This is a genomic window from Nocardiopsis sp. NPDC006139 (assembly GCF_040614155.1).
Taxonomy (GTDB): Bacteria; Actinomycetota; Actinomycetes; order Streptosporangiales; family Streptosporangiaceae; genus Nocardiopsis; species Nocardiopsis changdeensis.
The window spans coordinates 44,419-61,441 of the sequence record NZ_JBEXTT010000011.1 but is presented as its reverse complement, the minus strand read 5'-3'; the positions used below and the strand labels follow the sequence as shown (position 1 = coordinate 61,441).

The 17,023-nt window shown below is 69.1% G+C and carries 16 protein-coding genes; 8 read left to right on the top strand and 8 right to left on the bottom strand.

What is annotated here, in order from left to right:
• Positions 1-35: 35 nt before the first annotated feature.
• A complete protein-coding gene (locus ABZ249_RS16480; RefSeq protein ID WP_355263123.1) occupies positions 36-659 on the bottom strand; it encodes a metalloregulator ArsR/SmtB family transcription factor in 624 nt (207 codons plus the stop codon).
• A 321-nt stretch (positions 660-980) separates the two neighbouring features.
• Between ABZ249_RS16480 and ABZ249_RS16475 the strand changes: the two genes are divergently transcribed.
• Positions 981-1,517 (top strand): hypothetical protein, encoded by a 537-nt coding sequence (locus ABZ249_RS16475; protein WP_355263120.1) that lies wholly within the window; start codon positions 981-983, stop codon positions 1,515-1,517.
• Between the two features lie 125 nt (positions 1,518-1,642).
• Here ABZ249_RS16475 and ABZ249_RS16470 read toward each other — a convergent pair whose 3' ends face one another.
• The 4 genes from ABZ249_RS16470 to ABZ249_RS16455 all read right to left on the bottom strand — a co-directional run bounded on the left by ABZ249_RS16470 (position 1,643) and on the right by ABZ249_RS16455 (position 5,022).
• Positions 1,643-2,524 carry a M56 family metallopeptidase gene (locus ABZ249_RS16470; protein ID WP_355263117.1) on the bottom strand — a complete coding sequence of 294 codons (882 nt, stop codon included), beginning with the start codon at positions 2,522-2,524 and terminating at the stop codon, positions 1,643-1,645.
• Entirely contained in the window at positions 2,521-2,883 is a 363-nt protein-coding gene (locus ABZ249_RS16465; RefSeq protein WP_355263114.1) for a BlaI/MecI/CopY family transcriptional regulator, read from the bottom strand. Before ABZ249_RS16465 ends, ABZ249_RS16470 begins: the two co-directional genes overlap by 4 nt.
• Positions 2,884-2,979: 96 nt before the next feature.
• Positions 2,980-3,846 (bottom strand): hypothetical protein, encoded by an 867-nt coding sequence (locus tag ABZ249_RS16460; protein WP_355263111.1) that lies wholly within the window; start codon positions 3,844-3,846, stop codon positions 2,980-2,982.
• Between the two features lie 180 nt (positions 3,847-4,026).
• Positions 4,027-5,022 carry an ATP-grasp domain-containing protein gene (locus ABZ249_RS16455; protein WP_355263108.1) on the bottom strand — a complete coding sequence of 332 codons (996 nt, stop codon included), beginning with the start codon at positions 5,020-5,022 and terminating at the stop codon, positions 4,027-4,029.
• Positions 5,023-5,242: 220 nt separating this feature from the next.
• Here ABZ249_RS16455 and ABZ249_RS16450 point away from each other — a divergent pair, with 220 nt between their 5' ends.
• From ABZ249_RS16450 to ABZ249_RS16420, 7 genes are all read left to right on the top strand, one after another.
• Positions 5,243-5,863 carry a GNAT family N-acetyltransferase gene (locus ABZ249_RS16450; RefSeq protein WP_355263105.1) on the top strand — a complete coding sequence of 207 codons (621 nt, stop codon included), beginning with the start codon at positions 5,243-5,245 and terminating at the stop codon, positions 5,861-5,863.
• A 38-nt stretch (positions 5,864-5,901) separates the two neighbouring features.
• A complete protein-coding gene (murJ, locus tag ABZ249_RS16445; RefSeq protein WP_355263102.1) occupies positions 5,902-7,662 on the top strand; it encodes a murein biosynthesis integral membrane protein MurJ in 1,761 nt (586 codons plus the stop codon).
• Positions 7,663-8,638: 976 nt separating this feature from the next.
• Positions 8,639-9,055, top strand: a complete 417-nt coding sequence (locus ABZ249_RS16440; protein WP_355263099.1) for a hypothetical protein — start codon at positions 8,639-8,641, stop codon at positions 9,053-9,055.
• Between the two features lie 285 nt (positions 9,056-9,340).
• Entirely contained in the window at positions 9,341-10,351 is a 1,011-nt protein-coding gene (locus tag ABZ249_RS16435) for an NlpC/P60 family protein (RefSeq protein ID WP_355263096.1), read from the top strand.
• Between the two features lie 164 nt (positions 10,352-10,515).
• Positions 10,516-10,881 carry a hypothetical protein gene (locus tag ABZ249_RS16430; protein WP_355263093.1) on the top strand — a complete coding sequence of 122 codons (366 nt, stop codon included), beginning with the start codon at positions 10,516-10,518 and terminating at the stop codon, positions 10,879-10,881.
• A 129-nt stretch (positions 10,882-11,010) separates the two neighbouring features.
• Positions 11,011-11,658: a DUF305 domain-containing protein gene (locus ABZ249_RS16425; protein WP_355263090.1), complete on the top strand. Its 648-nt coding sequence runs from the start codon at positions 11,011-11,013 to the stop codon at positions 11,656-11,658.
• A gap of 82 nt (positions 11,659-11,740) precedes the next feature.
• Positions 11,741-12,634 carry a F510_1955 family glycosylhydrolase gene (locus ABZ249_RS16420; RefSeq protein ID WP_355263087.1) on the top strand — a complete coding sequence of 298 codons (894 nt, stop codon included), beginning with the start codon at positions 11,741-11,743 and terminating at the stop codon, positions 12,632-12,634.
• Positions 12,635-12,988: 354 nt separating this feature from the next.
• Here ABZ249_RS16420 and ABZ249_RS16415 read toward each other — a convergent pair whose 3' ends face one another.
• The 3 genes from ABZ249_RS16415 to ABZ249_RS16405 form a co-directional block, all read right to left on the bottom strand.
• Positions 12,989-14,083, bottom strand: coding sequence for a serine hydrolase domain-containing protein (locus ABZ249_RS16415; protein WP_355263084.1), 1,095 nt, complete (start codon positions 14,081-14,083; stop codon positions 12,989-12,991).
• A gap of 82 nt (positions 14,084-14,165) precedes the next feature.
• Positions 14,166-14,432 (bottom strand): cation transporter, encoded by a 267-nt coding sequence (locus ABZ249_RS16410; protein ID WP_355263081.1) that lies wholly within the window; start codon positions 14,430-14,432, stop codon positions 14,166-14,168.
• Between the two features lie 188 nt (positions 14,433-14,620).
• Positions 14,621-16,819, bottom strand: a complete 2,199-nt coding sequence (locus ABZ249_RS16405; RefSeq protein ID WP_355263078.1) for a heavy metal translocating P-type ATPase — start codon at positions 16,817-16,819, stop codon at positions 14,621-14,623.
• Positions 16,820-17,023 lie beyond the last annotated feature (204 nt).

Sequence of the window (17,023 nt, the reverse complement as noted above, 5' to 3'; positions counted from 1 at the left end):
AGTTCCAGACGACGTTGACAGGTCCCGGTGGGTCATCACCGGCCTTCTCCGAACTGGTGTGTCCTGCGTTTTTCGGCGTCCGATGACACCGATTCCTGCTGGTAGAAGTCGTGCTCGAATGGGGCGCCGGAGGTCGTGAAGATGACGATGAGCGGGGCGCCGTCGAAGATCTGGCCGATCGAGGCGGCGGCCAGGGCCCAGCGCACCTCGGGCAGTTTCAGGGCGGTGGAGAACACCGACGGTGGGCGGGCCAGGACCCGATTCCGCACGGCGGGCGGCGTCGCGGCCTGTGTCACTCTTGCTCCCCGGAAGTGTCGGTGGTGGTACGGGAGGGGCAGGCGGGGGCGGTGTCCCGGCGCGGGTCGGGGCCCACCCCGACGCGGTGGTGGGCGGGCGTGCTCGGCCTGGAAGACCTCCTGGGCCACCAGTTCGCGGGTGTACTCGTCCTGGAGGCGGTAGAAGACGCGGGTGCCGTCCTGGCGGGTGGCTACGATCCGGCCCCAGCACAGCTTGGCCAGGTGCTGGGAGACGGTATTCGGTGACTTGCCGGCCGCTTCGGCGAGCTCGTTGACCGGCTGTTCGGCCTCGCGCAGGGCCAGGATGATCCTGGTCCGGGTGGGGTCGGCCAGTAGGCGGAACACCTCCGCCGCCAAGTCCACGTAGGGGCTGTCCGGCCCGAAAACCACAAGCCTTCGTATCTTCACTCATACGAAGATATGAAGGTTTTGCCGGGCCGTCGGGCAAGGCAAGGGTGCCCGCAAGGCGACCGCCGACGGCGCTGACCGATCGGAGCGTGGGTGTGCTCAGCCCCACTCCAGTGGGACTCGAATCCATCCGAATACACAAGATGTGGATACCTAGAACACGATTACTACTAGATCTGCGATGCTCTGGGTAGGATCAAACTAGTGTTCACCCCATCACCGGGGGTGGGCGAGGGCGGGGTCGGTGCGCGGTCCCGCGCGTGATCGGAGAAGATCATGGCCAGAGACGGTATCGATCGGCGGGCCGTCGCCCGCTACGCGAAGAACCTGCAGAAGGAGTTCGCCAAGCATCCCATCCGCATCCCGGTGGAGACCGAGAATCGCGGGGGATGGACCAGTCCGACGTTCGGTGGGAGCACTACGGTCCACCACGGCCCCGTGTTCCACGGTGACGTCAACGGCGCCCAGTTGGCCTGGGGGAACACCCGGGTGAACCAGGCCCAGACGAACACGCAGCAGATCGCCGAAGGGTTCGAGGAACTCGCCCTGGCGGTGGCCTCAACGCTGGAGGGCCTCTCGGCCTCCGGTCTGGCCGAAGAGGAACAACGGGACGTCGAGGAGTCCGCCCGGGCACTATTGCGGGAGACCACAGAGTCCGAACCGAACCGCGGGGCGCTGCGCCGTGGGCTCGCCACGATCAAGGGCTTCCTCTTTCCCATCGCCCACGGCGTGAGCGATGGGACCGCTGCGGGGGCCAAGGAGTGGGCGCAGGAGGCCATCCGGCGCCTGAGCGAAGCCCCCATCCCCTCATGAGGTGAGTAACAAGGGCACCTCGTCGGGAGAGTGTGTGGTTCGCGATCGCAAGAACCGAGCGGACGTTCCCGCACGGCCGGGCTGCCCGTGGAAGGTATCCCCGTAAGAGAGGCCGGACCGTTCCCTCAGAGCAGCAGGAGCGCCGCGAAGTGGTGCAGCTGGAAGCAACTGGAGGCGATCCCGCTGGAGGCCACGCCGGTGCTCCCCAGCAGAGCCGGTCCGGCCACCGGGTTGCCGGAGGGGGCCTCACCGAGAAGTGCCCGAACCCGCTGCACGACGTGCGAGTCGGCCAGGGCCAGGTGCCACGTCGGTCGCGGATCGGGAGCGGCCAGCGCCACACGAGCGATCGTGTGAGCCACCAGTTCGCGGCTGCCCGTCGCCTGGGCCGCGTCTTCGTCGGCCCAACGCTCCAGTGCCAGGCGCAGGGATTTCTGGAGCGTGCCCAAGGGCGGGAAGACCGCTGCGGACAACGCGCCCAGGGTCGTATAGACGTGGTGGCGGTGGCGCAGGTGGGCATGTTCGTGACGGAAGACCACCTGAAGCTGGTCGCGGGTCAGCAGTCGCATCAGTCCTCGGGAGACCAGAACACCGCCTCGGTATCCGGGGACCGCCAGGGCGATCGGCCGTTCCTGGTCGGTGACGCTCCCGGGGGCGTCGCGAACCATCCGGATATCCCTGTACATCCCCACCCCCAGACGCACGGTGCCGTACAGGCCGACACCGAGCAGGACCAAGGCCATGGCCCCCAGGTGGACCGGCACAGGTCCGTGGTCGAGCAGGAGGTGCCCCTTGCCGCCCCAGCCCAGGACCGCCTCGGGTGGCAGGAAACCGGCGATGAAGACCGCCGCGACGAGCAGGACGGTGCTCAGCACGGCCAGCGCGGTCGAGACCCCGGAGATCACCAGGATGCGGGCGGACCAGGACGGGTGCAGGGGAAGGGCCCGCCATCCCAACAGCAGACTCAGCGCGGTCAGGATCAGTGCCGGGGCGAAGGTCGGCCAGGTCATGGCTGCTCCTTGTGCCGGTCCAAGAGCGCGCGCAGGGACTTCTCCTCGTCGGGGTTGAGGCCGTGAACGAACTGGTTGAGCACGTCGGACGGGTTGCTGGCCACTCTGAGGTGGTCGAACATGCGCCCGGCGGCGAGTTCGGACTCGTCGACGACCAGGCGGTAGGCGAATCCCCTGCCACGGGGGGAGCGTTCGACCATCTTCTTGTCCAGGAGCCGGAACAGCACGGTGTTGACCGTGGTGTAGGCGGGTTCCCCTTCGAGCCGCTCCCGGAGCTCTCCGGTGGACAGGAAACCGTCGGCGCCGGCCAGCACGGCCAGGACCTCGGCCTCCAGTTGCCCCAGTCTCTTGCGTGACATGCCCATCCTCGAAACCTGTGGTGTCCGACGCCGTCGTTCCAGTATCGCCCGTTCATCCCCGACCGCGGCGGGTACACCGATGCGCCGCCGAGGCGGTCATTGTTTGAAACCGATGTGCAGGTGGTCCTCGTGCACGGTGTCGGTGAAGGTGTCCCCGTGTTCGGTACTCAGGGCCCAGGGACCGCCCACTTCGGTGGCACCCTGTTCCAGCGCGCTCCTCATCAGGCTACCCGCGGGCCCGTCGGGGCCTGCTCGGCGGTGGTCGGAGACGCTGACCCCGTCGATGGCCCAGATGTCGACGGCACGGCCTTGCGTGTGGTTGCTGACGGATGAGCGGTTGAAGACGTTGACGGGGTGCCCGGTCGCCAGGACCGCCACGGAGAGGGTGTGTTCGTCGGACAGCTCCAGCAGCAGTGCCAGTACCCGCTCGTCGATACCTCCCTCTTCGATGTCCCACCGCGAACTGTCGGGCAGGTCGATGTCCTCAGAGCCGAGCACCCGGTCGGCGGGGCCGTCCCCTTCCGGCGAGTGTGAGGCCTCGGGAGAGGACCAGGGGGTCTCCGTGGCCCCCGCAGGCAGGTCTCCTCCCATCGAGGCGATCTCGGTGACCTCCCAGTCCTGTTCGTCTCGGGTCAGCCGCACGTCGATGACGCGCGTCACCGACCCCAGGGAATCCCCGCTCAGTGTCGTGATCCGTGTGATGGCCATGATGGACGCCTGGTCGTCGGTCAAACCTCCCAACTGCGGATAGACGATCTGGGCCGCTCCGGCGGTGTCCTCGACCCCGGGGAAGAGGCCGTCGGTGATGGCCTCGGCGCTCATACCGGCCTGGTTGAGTCGGCCGCGGGCGGCCTCGGCCGTGCCCTGCCCCGCCTCGTAGTTGAACGTGGTCTCCAAGAACCCGACGGCCGCGCGTTTGACGTCCGGGGCGGGTTCGTCGTCGGCGACCTCGAAAGTACTCACCTCGGGCAGGCTGGGGGCAGGGGGCGATTCCTCCTGTGCGGGGGAAGGTGATGAAGGAGTGCTCGTCGCACAGGCCGCCAGGAGGACGCCCGAGGCCGCCAGGGCGAGGATCGGCGGCAGGAACGTTCTTTGGCGCACGCGGCGAGCACTCCGCTCCGGTGGGGGAGGTGGGGTCATGAATCAGCCGTTCTGTTGGAGTGACCAGTAGTTCCGGGAGAAATCCGGTTCGGTGACAAAGGTCTCGGTGGCGTGCCGGATCATGGCGACGCCCTCCCGCCAGGTGTTGCGGACCACGGGGGTGCCACCGTTCAGTGCCTGGGCGACCAGGCCGCAGATCTCGTCTACCCCCGCCTGTACGGTCAGGGTGGCGCTGCCCGAGAACCGTGGATTGATCTCGAACACGTAAGGGGTGCCGGAGGAGTCCACGCGGGCCTGCACGTTGAGGGGGCCGTCCGCGTCCAGCGCGTGGGCGGTCTTGATGCAGACCTCGGTGAGGGCGGCGTCGTGCCGTGTCACCGCGTAGCGGGAGGAACCCTCCTTGAAATAGACCTCCTTGGAGACGACCGCCTGGACGACGCGGTCGCGCCAGACCACGACCGAGACGGAGTACTCGGGCCCCTGGACGTACTCCTGGACGATGAACCCGCCGACGTGCTCACCGTGGGAGCGCAGGACCGCGTCGAGTTCGGCGCGGTCCCGGACGACGGAGATCCCGCGGCTCCCCCGACCCGAGCGGGGTTTGACGATCAGGGGAAAGGACAGGTCCCCCACCTCGTGGGCGGCGGACCTGGTGCGCGGCACGGGCACGCCGTCGTCACGCAGTTTCTCCATGAGCGCCAGTTTGTCCAGGCACAGGGCCACGAGTTCGGCCCGGGGCAGGAGGATCTGCACGCCCCACCCGGCCAGCGCCCAGATCGGGACCAGTTCTTCATCGACCAGCGGCACAATCGCCTTGATGTCCTCGATCTCGCAGATCCGGGTGATGGCCGAGATGAAGGAGGGGCTGGTGCCGGGCGGCACCACGTGGGCCCGATCCGCCAGGAACAAGCCGGGGGCGCGGGGGTCGATGTCCACCGCGACCACGCGGTGGCCCGCCCCGCGTAAGGCCAGGATCTTTCCCGGGGTGCCCTCCGCCCCGGCCGCGGTCACCAGGACGCTCGTTGCACGGTCGGACATGACTCTCCCCTTCCCCCAGGTGCTCCACAAAAGGGCGCCCACTTATCTACTACACTAGTGATAGATCAACCGCCTGCGCCTACGGTGGCCGGAACAGGCCTTTCTCCCCCTCGATGCGAGATCGGAAGCCGATGCACACAGCTTACTATTACACGTGTAGTAGCTTGTGGTCATGCCTTCGCCAATGCCCACGGGGACGCCCGCGGTATCTCTTCGAGCCATGGAGCTCGCCGACGTGCCGACGGCGGTCCGCTTGCACCGCACGAACCTGCCCACCGGCTTCTTCGTCGAACTGGGCGACCGTTTCCTGGGCCGCTACTACCGGACCTTCCTGACCAGTCCGGCCGCCGTCGCCCTCATCGCTGAGCTGGAGGGGGTGGTCGTGGGATTCCTGGTGGGGTCCACCGACGAGGTTGCACACCACCGCCACACCATCGACCTCAGCCGTTGGGGACTGGCCCGGGCCGGGGCGACAGCGCTCCTGGTGCGCCCCGAGCTCACCGCCCGGTTCATGCGCACCCGAGCGCGCCGCTACCTGCGCGGGATCCGCCGGGCCTCCGTGCCCGCTCCCGCCTCACCTGTGAAGGAGCGCCCGGTACGCACCGGTGTACTCAGCCATATCGCCGTGGACGACACCGTGAGGCGCGCAGGTGTGGGAGCCGCGCTGGTGGAGGGCTTCGCACGCATCGCGACCGTGCACGGTGTGGAGCGGCTACGGCTGTACACCGGCCCTGACAACGAAGCGGGCTGCGGTTTCTACAAGCGTCTGGGCTGGCAGGAGCACCCCCTCCAACACGACATCGACGGCAAACCCTGGGTGCCCTTCACCCTGGACCTGTGACCCGTTTCCCACGACATCCATCGACCGAACGGAAGACCATGGCCCTGGAAGGGACCGGCACCGACAGGGCGCGCGACCCCGACGACCGCACGCCCGGTACATCCCCCGCGGCGACCGCTACCTCTCCTCCAACATCCGAGGCGGGCGGCGGGCTGATGCGTTCGAGCGCCCTGATGGCCCTGGGCACCACGGCCTCGCGACTGACCGGCTTCGCGCGCACCCTGGTACTCGCCGCGGCGGTGGGCACCCAACTCCTGGGCGACTCCTACAACACCGCCAACACCCTGTCCTTCATCGTCTATGACCTGCTGCTGGGCGGGCTGATGGCCAGCGTCATCGTCCCCTTCCTCGTGCGCAGGCGCGCCACCGACGCCGACGGCGGGCAGGCCACCGAGAACCGGCTCCTGACCGGTGCCCTGCTGTTCCTCACCGCGATCACCGCCGCCGCCGTGCTGGCGGCCGAATCCCTCATCGGCCTGTACACCGGAGGGTTCTCCGACGCACAGCACGAGGCGGCGATCCTGTTCGGCCGCTACCTGCTCGCGCAGATCCTCTTCCTCGGTCTCAGCGGGCTGACGAGCGCCATGCTCAACGCCCGCCACCGGTTCGCCGCCCCGGCCTGGACCCCGGTGGCCAACAACCTGGTCATCATCGCGGTGGGTGCCGCCTTCCTCTGGCTCGCCGGACCGCACCGCACCCCGGAAAGCATCACGGCCGCCCAGATCGCCCTGCTGGGCGCGGGCACCACCGCCGGTGCCGCCATCCAAGCGCTCCTGCTGCAGTACTCGCTGTGGAGGGCGGGGTTCCGGTGGCGCCCCCGCCTCGACCTGAAGGGATCGGGCCTGGGGGAGGCCCTGCGGGCGGCCGGGTGGATGTTCGTGCTCGTGTGCGCCATGCAGGCCGGGTTCCTGCTCACCGCCAACCTCGCCAACCGGGCCGGTGCCCGGGCGGTCACAGAGGACGGCGTCGGCGCGGGACTGACCGCCTACAACTACGCCTACCAGCTTTTCCAGCTGCCGTACGCGGTCATCGCCGTCTCGGTCATCACCGTGCTCCTACCGCGGATGAGCGCCCACGTGGTCGACCGCGACTGGGAGCGGGTCCGGGCGGACTTCTCCCGGGGACTGCGGACCTCCTCGGTGCTGCTGGTCCCGCTGTCCCTGGCACTGGTCGTCTACGCCGAGCCCCTGTGCACGCTGGTCTTCGCCCGGGGCAGCACCTCCGCCGCCGACGCCCGGGTGATCGCCTCGGTCCTGGCGGTGTTCGCCCTGGGGCTGCTCCCCTTCACCTCCTACCAGCTCCTGCTGCGCGTCTTCTACGCCACCGGGGACACCCGCACCCCCGCCCTGCTGGCCATCGCCAACATCACCGTGCACGCCCTCATCGCGGTCCCCGTCTACCTCCTGCTGCCTCCACGGCACGTGATCATGGGCATCGCCGCCGGGTTCATGCTCTCCTACGCCAGCGGGCTGCTGTGGGGAGGTCTCATTCTGAGCCGCCGCCTGGGCGGTCTGGACGCCCGGCGCATCACGGTCACCCTGCTCCTGCTGTACTCGATCGCGGTCCCCGGGGCGATCGCCGCCCGGGCGATGCAGACTGTCTGGTTCGACGGCGCCTCCGGCCAGCTCACAGCACACGTGTTGGGGCCGCTCACCGGGTGCGCGCTCGCCGCGGCCCTCTACCTCACGGCGGGATACCTGCTGCGCATCGCCGAGGTCCGCGAACTGTGCGCGGGCATCGGTGCGCGCCTGCGAGCGCTGCCAGCACGGCTTCTGACCCGACGGCGTCAGCGACGGTGATCGGATCGGGGCCGACAGTGGCCGGGTGGGGGCGCGGCCCGCCCGTCACCTTCTTCCTTTGCTTCAGCAACTACCGGAGGTTGTTCGTCGCCCAGGTGATCACGCTGGTGGGAACCGGTCTGGCCACGGTCGCACTCGCACGAACTCGTCATCGACGACCTCCACCGGCGCTGGCCGGGGCACGACCGCGACCCTGTCGACCCCTGACCGGCGACCGGTCGGGCACGAGCGCCTCGAAGGAGCACTGCGATGGACCCACGGCAGGGGAATCCGCGGACGCGGCCGCGCATGTCCGGTCTCCCGAACCCGAACGGCTCGCGGTGGCCGCGGGCATGTTCGCCATGCTCGCGGACCCCACCCGGTTCCATCTGCTGTGACTCCTCGCCCGGGAGGAGACCGATATCGCCGACCCGGTGGACGCCGTCGGGGCATCAAGGATCTCGATCAGCCAGCACTTGGCCAAACTCCGCGTGTCGGGATTGGTGACGCCCCGCTGTCAAGGCCGCCACGTCGTGTACTCCCTGCCCGACGCATACCTGCGACGGTTGATCACCGAAGCCCTCAACCACGCCGACCACCGAGTCACCGGAGAACCTTTCCACGGCTGGGCCCTCGGTCCGGTGCCCACCGAGTGCCACGAATCCACAAGCCGAAACCGACGAGCCGTGCGCTGGTCCCCGCCGGGCACAAGCCGCAGTGGATGCGCCCCGGAGGAGACAACTCAAGGCCCTGCTCCCTGTCCTGCCGGTGGTGGGGGTCTGTCACTTACTTTTACAGTCCTGGTGGTGGCGTTATCGACCTTGGGAAAACACATTCACAGCGGGGTGACCCAACATCAGCACGCGAGGACGCACCACCGGCGTTGCCGAACCCGGTACATGCCAGAGCCTCCAATAAACCAGGTACGAGACAGGGAGAGGGTTGTCGGTTTCCGGTCTGATCATGGTTCCTTGACAGTTTCGGTAGCCTGTCACTCGTGCCCACAGCATCGCCGACGCCAGTGACGCCGCTCTGGATCAGAGCGGTCCTCACCATGCTGTTGGCCCTGGGCGTTGTGACCATTTCCCTGTGCCACCCCCACGCGGCATCGGCCGCCGACGGCGTCGCGTCCCCGGTCGGGTCCAGCCACGCGTCTGAGCACGTGACGGCTTCCTCCGACACCGTGCACAGCCACGAGCATGATGCGTGCGATGACGGCGCGGACGTCCTGTCGGACCAGCGCGTGGGGTCGCTGTCGGCATCCGCGCTGCTGGGCTTCGGCGTCTTCGCGATCGTCGGCCCCCTCTTGCCTTCGCCGCGCCCGGTCGCCGGTCACCGCGCCCCCTGGTACCACCGCACCCTTCCGCTCGGCGGCACCAGGGCACTCGTGTCCCTGTGCGTGCGCCGGGTGTAGACCGGCCGACCCAGCACACCCGACCGAACACGCGCTTGTGCGTGTTCGCCTGTCGTGCGTGCGATATTCCCGGTGCCCCGAACGGTTCCGGACCAGCCGCTCTCTGAACGGCTGCCCTCGCCGACCGTTCGGCGACCCGGACTGATCAGCGCGCCTCCGGCGCCCTCGCGCCGAGCACTCGCGCGCCGCCCCGACACCAGAGAGCTCCGCCGTGTCGGCCCCCATCTCGAGCTTTCCCCTGATTTCCGCGCTTCGGTGAGCGCGGTACCTGACTATGAGGCCTTCATGAAGAACGACCGCCGCGCTGCCAGAAAACGGATCTTCTCCGGTCTGGTCTTCGCGATCATCGGAAGCCTGCTCCTTCCCTCCGCCGTGGCCAACGCCGAACCCGAACCCACCCGTGAGGAGGTCGAGGAGCGGATCGAGGAACTCCTCCAGGAGTCGAGCACCCTTGTGCAGGAGTACAACGAGGCCGAGGAGACCCTCGAAGTCACTGAGTACAAGGCCGAGGAACTCGATGGCCAGGTCGGCTCGGAGGAGGAGCGCTACGAGGAGCTCCAGACGAAGGTGGCCCGGCTGGCCAGCGCCAGCTACCAGTCCAACGACCCCGACTCGGTGCGGACCTCGCTGTTCGTCGACAACCCCGAGGAGATCTACGAGCAGTCCGCCGACCTGTCCTACCTCTCCGAGTCGAACAGGAGAGAGCTGGAGGCCTTCGCAGAGAGCGACGCGCGCCTGATCGCCCTCAAGGCCGAGGCCGAGCTCGCCCGCGACGAGGCCGCCGAACTGTTGGAGGAACTGGAGGAGCAGAAGGAAGAGGTGGACTCCAGCCTCGCCGAGCAGGAGGAGCTCCTGGCCTCGTTCGACGGGGAGAACCCTGTCAACGCGGGTGAGACGGCCGCGGGTGGTGGGGACGCTCCCACCTACACCGGTTCGGCCTCGGGTAACGCGCGTGCCGCCATCGACTTCGCTTACAGCAAGATCGGCACACCGTACCTGTGGGGTGGAACGGGTCCCAACGGCTATGACTGCTCCGGACTGACGCAGGCCTCCTGGGGAGCCGCCGGGGTGAGCATCCCCCGGACGACCTACACCCAGTACGACCTGCCCAACCAGGTCTCGTGGGAGAACATCCAGCCCGGCGACATCCTGTTCTTCTTCCCCGACCTTGGCCACAACGGGCTCTACGTCGGAAACGGCCTGATGGTCCACGCCCCCAGCAGCGGTAAGACCGTCTCCGAGGTGCGGCTCGCCGACTACTGGGCGCAGCACTTCGTCGGCGCCCGGCGTCCCTGACGGGTGTCGGCCGAACCGGGATAGGAGGAGAGAGGGTGGAACACGTTGGCGCGGTCTTCGGTATCTCGCTCCGGCTTCGTGGCGGATCTCGATCACCGAAGCCGCGGAGACAGTGGTGTTACCCTGCGGCTATGCCGTTGTCCACGTCATCGCGGAGCCGTCGCGTGGGACTCGTCTGGGTGCGGATCCTGTTCCTGGCGGCGCTGGTGCTGGGCGTGGGCGCCATGCACACGCTCGGCCATCCGCATGAGGACGAGCACGGCGGAGGCCATGAGACGGTGGCCATGGTCACGGCACCGGAGCCGGCCCACTCCGCCGTCGACACCGATCCGCCTCCCATGGATCCCACGTTGATGTGCCTGGCGATCGTGGCTGCCGCGATCACACCGCTGGGCGTGGCCGCGGTGGTGTTCCACCGTTGGCCCGAGGCGCCGCAGCGCGCGGTGTGCCTGCTTCGCCGATCCGTCCGGGCCCTCTCTCCTCCACCCGGCGCCCTCTCTCTGACCCAGTTACAGGTGTTCCGCATATAGGAGGCCGATCGGCGGATGTCGACCGGCCGGTCCGAAAGCGACGTCTGTCGTGACACGTGCACCACAGCCGCTGCACCGACGCTGGTTCGCGCGCGCGGCGAAATGACCACGGAGAGAGAAGAATCGACTATGAGCGTGTACAAGCGTGCCCTCGCCCCGGCGGCCGTCGCCGTCACGGCAGCCGTGTTCCTGGCCGCCTGCGGCGGGGCCGAGGACGGGTCGACGACCGGGGCACCGGAGTCTTCCGAGCAGAGTGCGACCGAGTTCAACGACGCGGACGTCAGCTTCGCGCAGATGATGATCCCGCACCACGAGCAGGCCGTGGAGATGTCGGAGCTGGCCCAGACCCGGGCCGGTGAGGACGTCCGGGGGCTGGCCGCGGAGATCGAGGCGGCCCAGGGTCCCGAGATCGAGCAGATGACCGGTCTGTTGGAGTCGTGGGGCGAGGAGCCCATGGACGACATGGGTGGAATGGACCACGACGGCATGGACGGCATGATGTCCGAGGACCAGATGGCCGACCTGGAGCAGGCCGAGGGCGACGCCTTCGACACGATGTTCCTGGAGATGATGATCGAGCACCACGAAGGTGCCATCGCCATGGCCGAGACCGAGATCGAAGAGGGCGCCAACCCCGAGGCCCAGGAGCTGGCGCAGGAGATCGTCGACGCGCAGCAGACCGAGATCGAGCAGATGAACGACATGCTCGGAACCGATGGCGGCGACGGCGGCGCGGAGGAGTCGTCCCCCGAGGACGACGGACACAGCGGGCACTGACCGGCTTACCGAGGGTGCCGGGCGGCCCGCCCGGCACCCGTTCCGCGTTGCACGATGTCCGGTGAGGGATGGGTACGGAAAAGTGAACTCGAAGAAAAGGCCTCGGCTGGCGGTCGCCGTCGTGGTGAGCGCGGGCCTGGTCGTCGCGTCGGCCGGGTGTACGTCGGCCGGTTCCGGCGGTGTGGGACAGGGCGGGGACCCGGAATCCGCCGTGGTGGGCATCGAGCTGCCGACGACGGTGTCACACGTCCACGGGGTCGGGGTCGATCCCGAGACCGGTGACATCCTGGTCGCCTCCCACGAGGGCCTCTACGTTCTACCGGCTCCAGAGGGGCCGGGAGAAGCGTCGGTGGTGCCGGAGCGGATCGGCCCGGGCATCGACCTGATGGGCTTCTCGGTCGCCGAACCGGGACGCTACGTGGCGAGCGGCCACCCCCACGAGGGGGTCGACATGCCGAACCCGGTGGGCCTGATCGAGTCCCGCGACGGCGGGGCGACCTGGCAAACCCTGTCCAGAGCAGGGGAATCGGACTTCCACGCCCTGGTCGCGAACGCCGAGCGCGTGGTCGGGTTCGACGGCAGCCTCCGGGCAACCGAGGACGGAAGCACCTGGGAGACGCTCGACGACGGCATCGAACCGTTCTCCCTGTCCATGGCCGATGACGGCCGGACCGTCGTGGCGACCACGCAGAGCGGGCTGATGCGCTCGACCGACGGCGGGGCGGCCTTCGCTCCCGTCGAGGGGGCACCGCCACTGGCGTTGGTCGACTGGGTTCCGGAAACAGAGGTCATCTTCGGTGTGGCGGTGGACGGAGGCGTCCACCGCAGTGAGGACGCCGGTCAGACCTGGGAGTCGACCGGCCTGGTCGAGGGGGAGGCACAGGCGCTCCACGCCGACGCCGAGCAGCTCGTCGTGGTCGCCGACTACAGGGTGACCCGGTCCACCGACGCCGGGGCCACTTTCCGTTCCTGGTGAGAGTCGGTCCTGGAAACAACTAAGGCCCGTCGGTGTCGCGTGCGCGGCCGTGCGTGACACCGACGGGCCCTTCGCCCGTGTGTCCTGCCAAGGCGGTCCGCGCCGAGCGGCTTGCGCAGATCGGCTCGGGCGCCGGTCGAACTCGACCATGCGGGAGAACGCCACGGCCGCCTCGTGGGCGCTGTCGCCGTCGGTTCGGCCCGCCAACTCCTGAAGTGGGAACCCGCCCTCACCGAGCAGGCGCCGATACCAGGTGGCCGGCCGCGCCCCCACCGGAACGAACCCTGTCCTGAACTGCCGTCAGGACGGGGCTTTCGGTGAGGCGGGTGGGGCGGGCCTCGGGTGCGCGCCTCCTCAGTCGTTCGGTACGGGGGTGAGGTCATCACCCAGGACCGCCGCGATCGCGGCGGCCCGGGAGTGGTCGTCCAAACGGCGTGTCAGGTAGGCGCAGGCGTGGCCGTGCCGGATGGACCACCAGGTGGCCGAACCGCCGATCCCGCCCTTGGCGATCTTGGCCCGGTCGCGCAGAAACCCCAGTGTCCAGGTCAGAGCGGTACCGAAGACCTCGTCGTGGCCGGTGACCTGCGGAGCGATGAACTCGGCGTGCAGGCGGGGGCCCAACAGTGCGCTCACCGGACCGTCCTGGGCGGTGAGGACGGAGAAGAACTCCGCCAACCCGGACGCGGTCGCGTGCAGGTTGACCCCACCGAAGACCGCCTGCCGCCAGGGGCGTGAGTTGGCCCGGTCCACGTCCAGGGCACCGGCGGGAGTCCCCAGCCACGGCGCGGAGGGCAGCCGCCCCGGCCAGTCCGGATCGGCGTACTCCAGGTCGGCGACGCGGTGCAGCGCGTGTTCGGGTACCCCGAACCAGGCGTCCAGGCCCAACCCCGGACGCACCACGTCGTTGAACACCTCGCCCAACGACGTCCGCGCCCCCGCGCGCAGGACGCCGTCGATCAGGTGCCCATAGGTGAGCGCGTGCTCGCCCATCGCCGTACCGGGAACGTACTCCGGCGGTGCCCCGGCCAGGCTCGCGCGCAGTCCGGCGTCGTCCAACAGGTCCATCCCCGCCGCCTGGGCGGGGAACCGGGGCTGGCCCGCCTGGTGGGTGAGCACGTGCCGCAGCGTGGTGTGCTCCTTGCCGTGGTGGCCGTACTCCTTCCAGTAGTCGGCGATCGGGGCGTCGAGGGCCAGCGCGCCGTCCCGGACGGCAACCAGAGCCGCGAGTGCAGCGAACGGTTTGGACACCGAGTAAGGCTGGACGAGCGTGTCCGGCCGCCAAGGGCGTTCCCGTTCCGTGTCGGCCCACCCGCCGCTCAACCGGACCACCTCGCGCCCCTGCCGCCAGACGGACAGGCCCGCGCCCGTCTCCCGACCGTCATCCACCAATCCCTGGAAGATCCGGCGCACCGCCTCGAACCCGTCCGCGGTGAATCCCTCCACCTGCATGCCATCACCCCTCGAACCCATGGTTGCGTCTCCTGATCGCGCGGTCCCGCCTCGCGGCGGGCCAGGGACCGCAAGGGGCCCGTCAGACGCTCGCGACCTGGTATCCGGCCTCGTCGACGGCCGCGCGGATGGCGTCCTCGTCGAAGCCCGAACCCTGGACGGCGACCGTGCCGTCGGCGAGGTCGACCGCCACGCCGGTGACGCCGGCCACCTTGCCGACCTCGGTACTGACCGAACTCACGCAGTGTCCGCAGGTCATTCCCTCGACCTGGTAGACGCGCGTGTCCTCTGTGCCCTTGGCAGCCTCGGTGGCAGCGGGGGCGGCGTCAGTGGAACAGGTTCCGCACATGGTGATCTCCCTCGTGATTTCAATACCCCTCAGGGGTATCCTCGTCTCAGATTTAGCATACTCGAGGGGGGTATGCAATAAGTCTGATCGGCCTTGCGTGCCAGAGCACGGGTGCCGGTCGCCGCCGAAGCGGTGAACGGCACCCGTGCGTCGGCGGTCCCCTCAGAGCCCCCGGGCCTTCTCCGGCCCTACACGCGAGCCGCGTCGCGGGGGGTACCGGCTGCCCGAAGGACGGCGGCCGTGCTGGCCTCCGGTGTCAGGTCGAGCCGACGCAGCAGCTGTGCGTTCAGCGCGACCACGACCGTGGACAGAGACATCAGCACCGCGCCGATGGCCATCGGCAGCACGAACCCGACGGGGGCGAGCACCCCGGCCGCAAGCGGCACCGACAGCAGGTTGTACCCCGCCGCCCACCACAGGTTCTGCTGCATCTTCCGGTAACCGGCCCGGGAGAGCTCGATGACCGAGAGCACGGACCGGGGGTCGTCGCTGGCCAGGATCACCCCGGCCGAGGCGATCGCCACGTCGGTGCCGGCGCCGATCGCCAGGCCGACGTCGGCCTGGGCCAGAGCGGGAGCGTCGTTGACGCCGTCCCCCACCATGACGACCTTGCGCCCCTGCCTCTGGAGTTCGGCGACCTTGGCGCCCTTGTCCTCGGGCCGCACCCCGGCGAAGACCTGGTCGATGCCCAGGTCGGCGGCGACGGCGTTGGCGACGGCCTCGGCGTCTCCGGTGATCATCACGACCCTGATGTCCAGGGCGTGCAGGGCCTTCACGGCCCGCCTGGACTCCTCGCGGACCTCGTCGGCCAGCGCGAGCGCCCCGATGACCTCACCATCGGCCAACACGTGCAGGATGATCGCGCCCTGGGCCTTCCAGGTCTGCGCGATGACCATCTCGGCGGCGCCGTTCGCCTCCAGCATCCCGGGTCCCCCCACGCTGATCCGCGTGCCCCGGACGGTTCCGGCCACGCCCACGGCGGTGGACGCCTTGAAGTCACTCGCCCGGGGGATGTCGACGCCACGGTGGCGGGCGGCGGCCACGATGGCCTTGGCCAGGGGGTGCTCGCTGTCGACCTCCACCGCGGCGGCCAGGGCCAGGACCTCGTCCTCGCCGAGTCCCTCACCGGGGGCGACGTGGGTGACGGTGGGCTCGCCCTTGGTCAGGGTGCCGGTCTTGTCGAAAAGGACGGTGTCAGCGGTGCGCATGCTCTCCAGCGCCATGCGGTCCTTGATCAGCACGCCGCCCTTGGCGGCGCGTTCGGTGGCGATCGAGACCACCAGCGGGATGGCCAGCCCGAGAGCGTGCGGGCAGGCGATGACCAGGACGGTGATGGTGCGGATCAGGGCGTCCTCGGGCAGTCCGAAGACCGACCAGGCGGCCAGGGTGATGCCCGCCGCGACCAGCGCGAACCAGAACAGCCAGGCGGCGGCCCTGTCCGCCAGCCGCTGAGCGCGCGAGGACGAGTTCTGGGCGTCGGCGACCAGTCGTTGGATGCCCGCGAGGGCGGTGTCCTCGCCGACAGCGGTGATCCGCACCCGCAGTGCCGTGTCCGTGGCGACGGTTCCGGCGACGACCTGGTCACCGGGGCCCCTGCTGACAGGACGGGACTCACCGGTGATCATCGACTCGTCGACGTCGGCGGTGCCCTCGGTGACCTGGCCGTCGGCCGGAACCCGGCCGCCGGGGCGGACGATGACCATGTCCCCGAGGACCAGATCCGCGGGGGCGACGGTGACGACCTCGTCACCGACGATCTTTTCCGCCTCGTCGGGCAGCAGCGCGGCCAGGGACTCCAGCGCGGAGGAGGTCTGGGCCAGGGAGCGCATCTCGATCCAGTGGCCCAGGAGCATGATCACCACCAGCAGGGCCAGTTCCCACCAGAAGTCCAACTCGTGGGAGAGCAGGCCCAGGCTCGCGCCCCACGAAGAGAAGAACGCCACGGTGATGGCCAGGGCGATCAGCAGCATCATGCCGGGCTTGAGCGCCCGGACCTCGCTGACCGCGCCGGACAGGAAGGGCCAGCCGCCCCAGAGGTACATCACGGTGCCCAGCACCGGGGAGACCCATTCCACGCCGGGCACGTCCGGAACCGTGTATCCGAGGATGGACGCGAACATCATGCTCAGGCCGACCGTGGGCACCGCCATGGCCAGCATGACCCAGAACAACCGCCGGAACTGCCCCACGTGGTCACCGTGACCCGCGTGCCCTCCGTGACCGGCATGCCCGCCGTGACCCGCGTGCTCTCCGTGACCGTGGTGGTCGGCATGCTCACTGTGGCCGGTGGCGGACCGTGCCGCAGTCTCCACGGACGCGTCGTCGTGGGCCGCGCCGTGGTGCCCGTGACCGGAGTGTGCGTTGTGATCAGGGGGCGTCGTGTTCATGCCGCCCAACATATACCCCCATGGGGTATCTGACAAGTAGCGTGCCGCGCGTGGGAAGGAATCGGGATGCGAGTCTGGGACGGGACCACCTACGAACCCGGACGACTCCTCTGTCAAGTAGGACGATCGACAGAATCGGATCGGCGGTGACCACGCACCTGCCCCTCCAACGGACAACAAGGCTCCCCGCCGGGCTCGACAAAC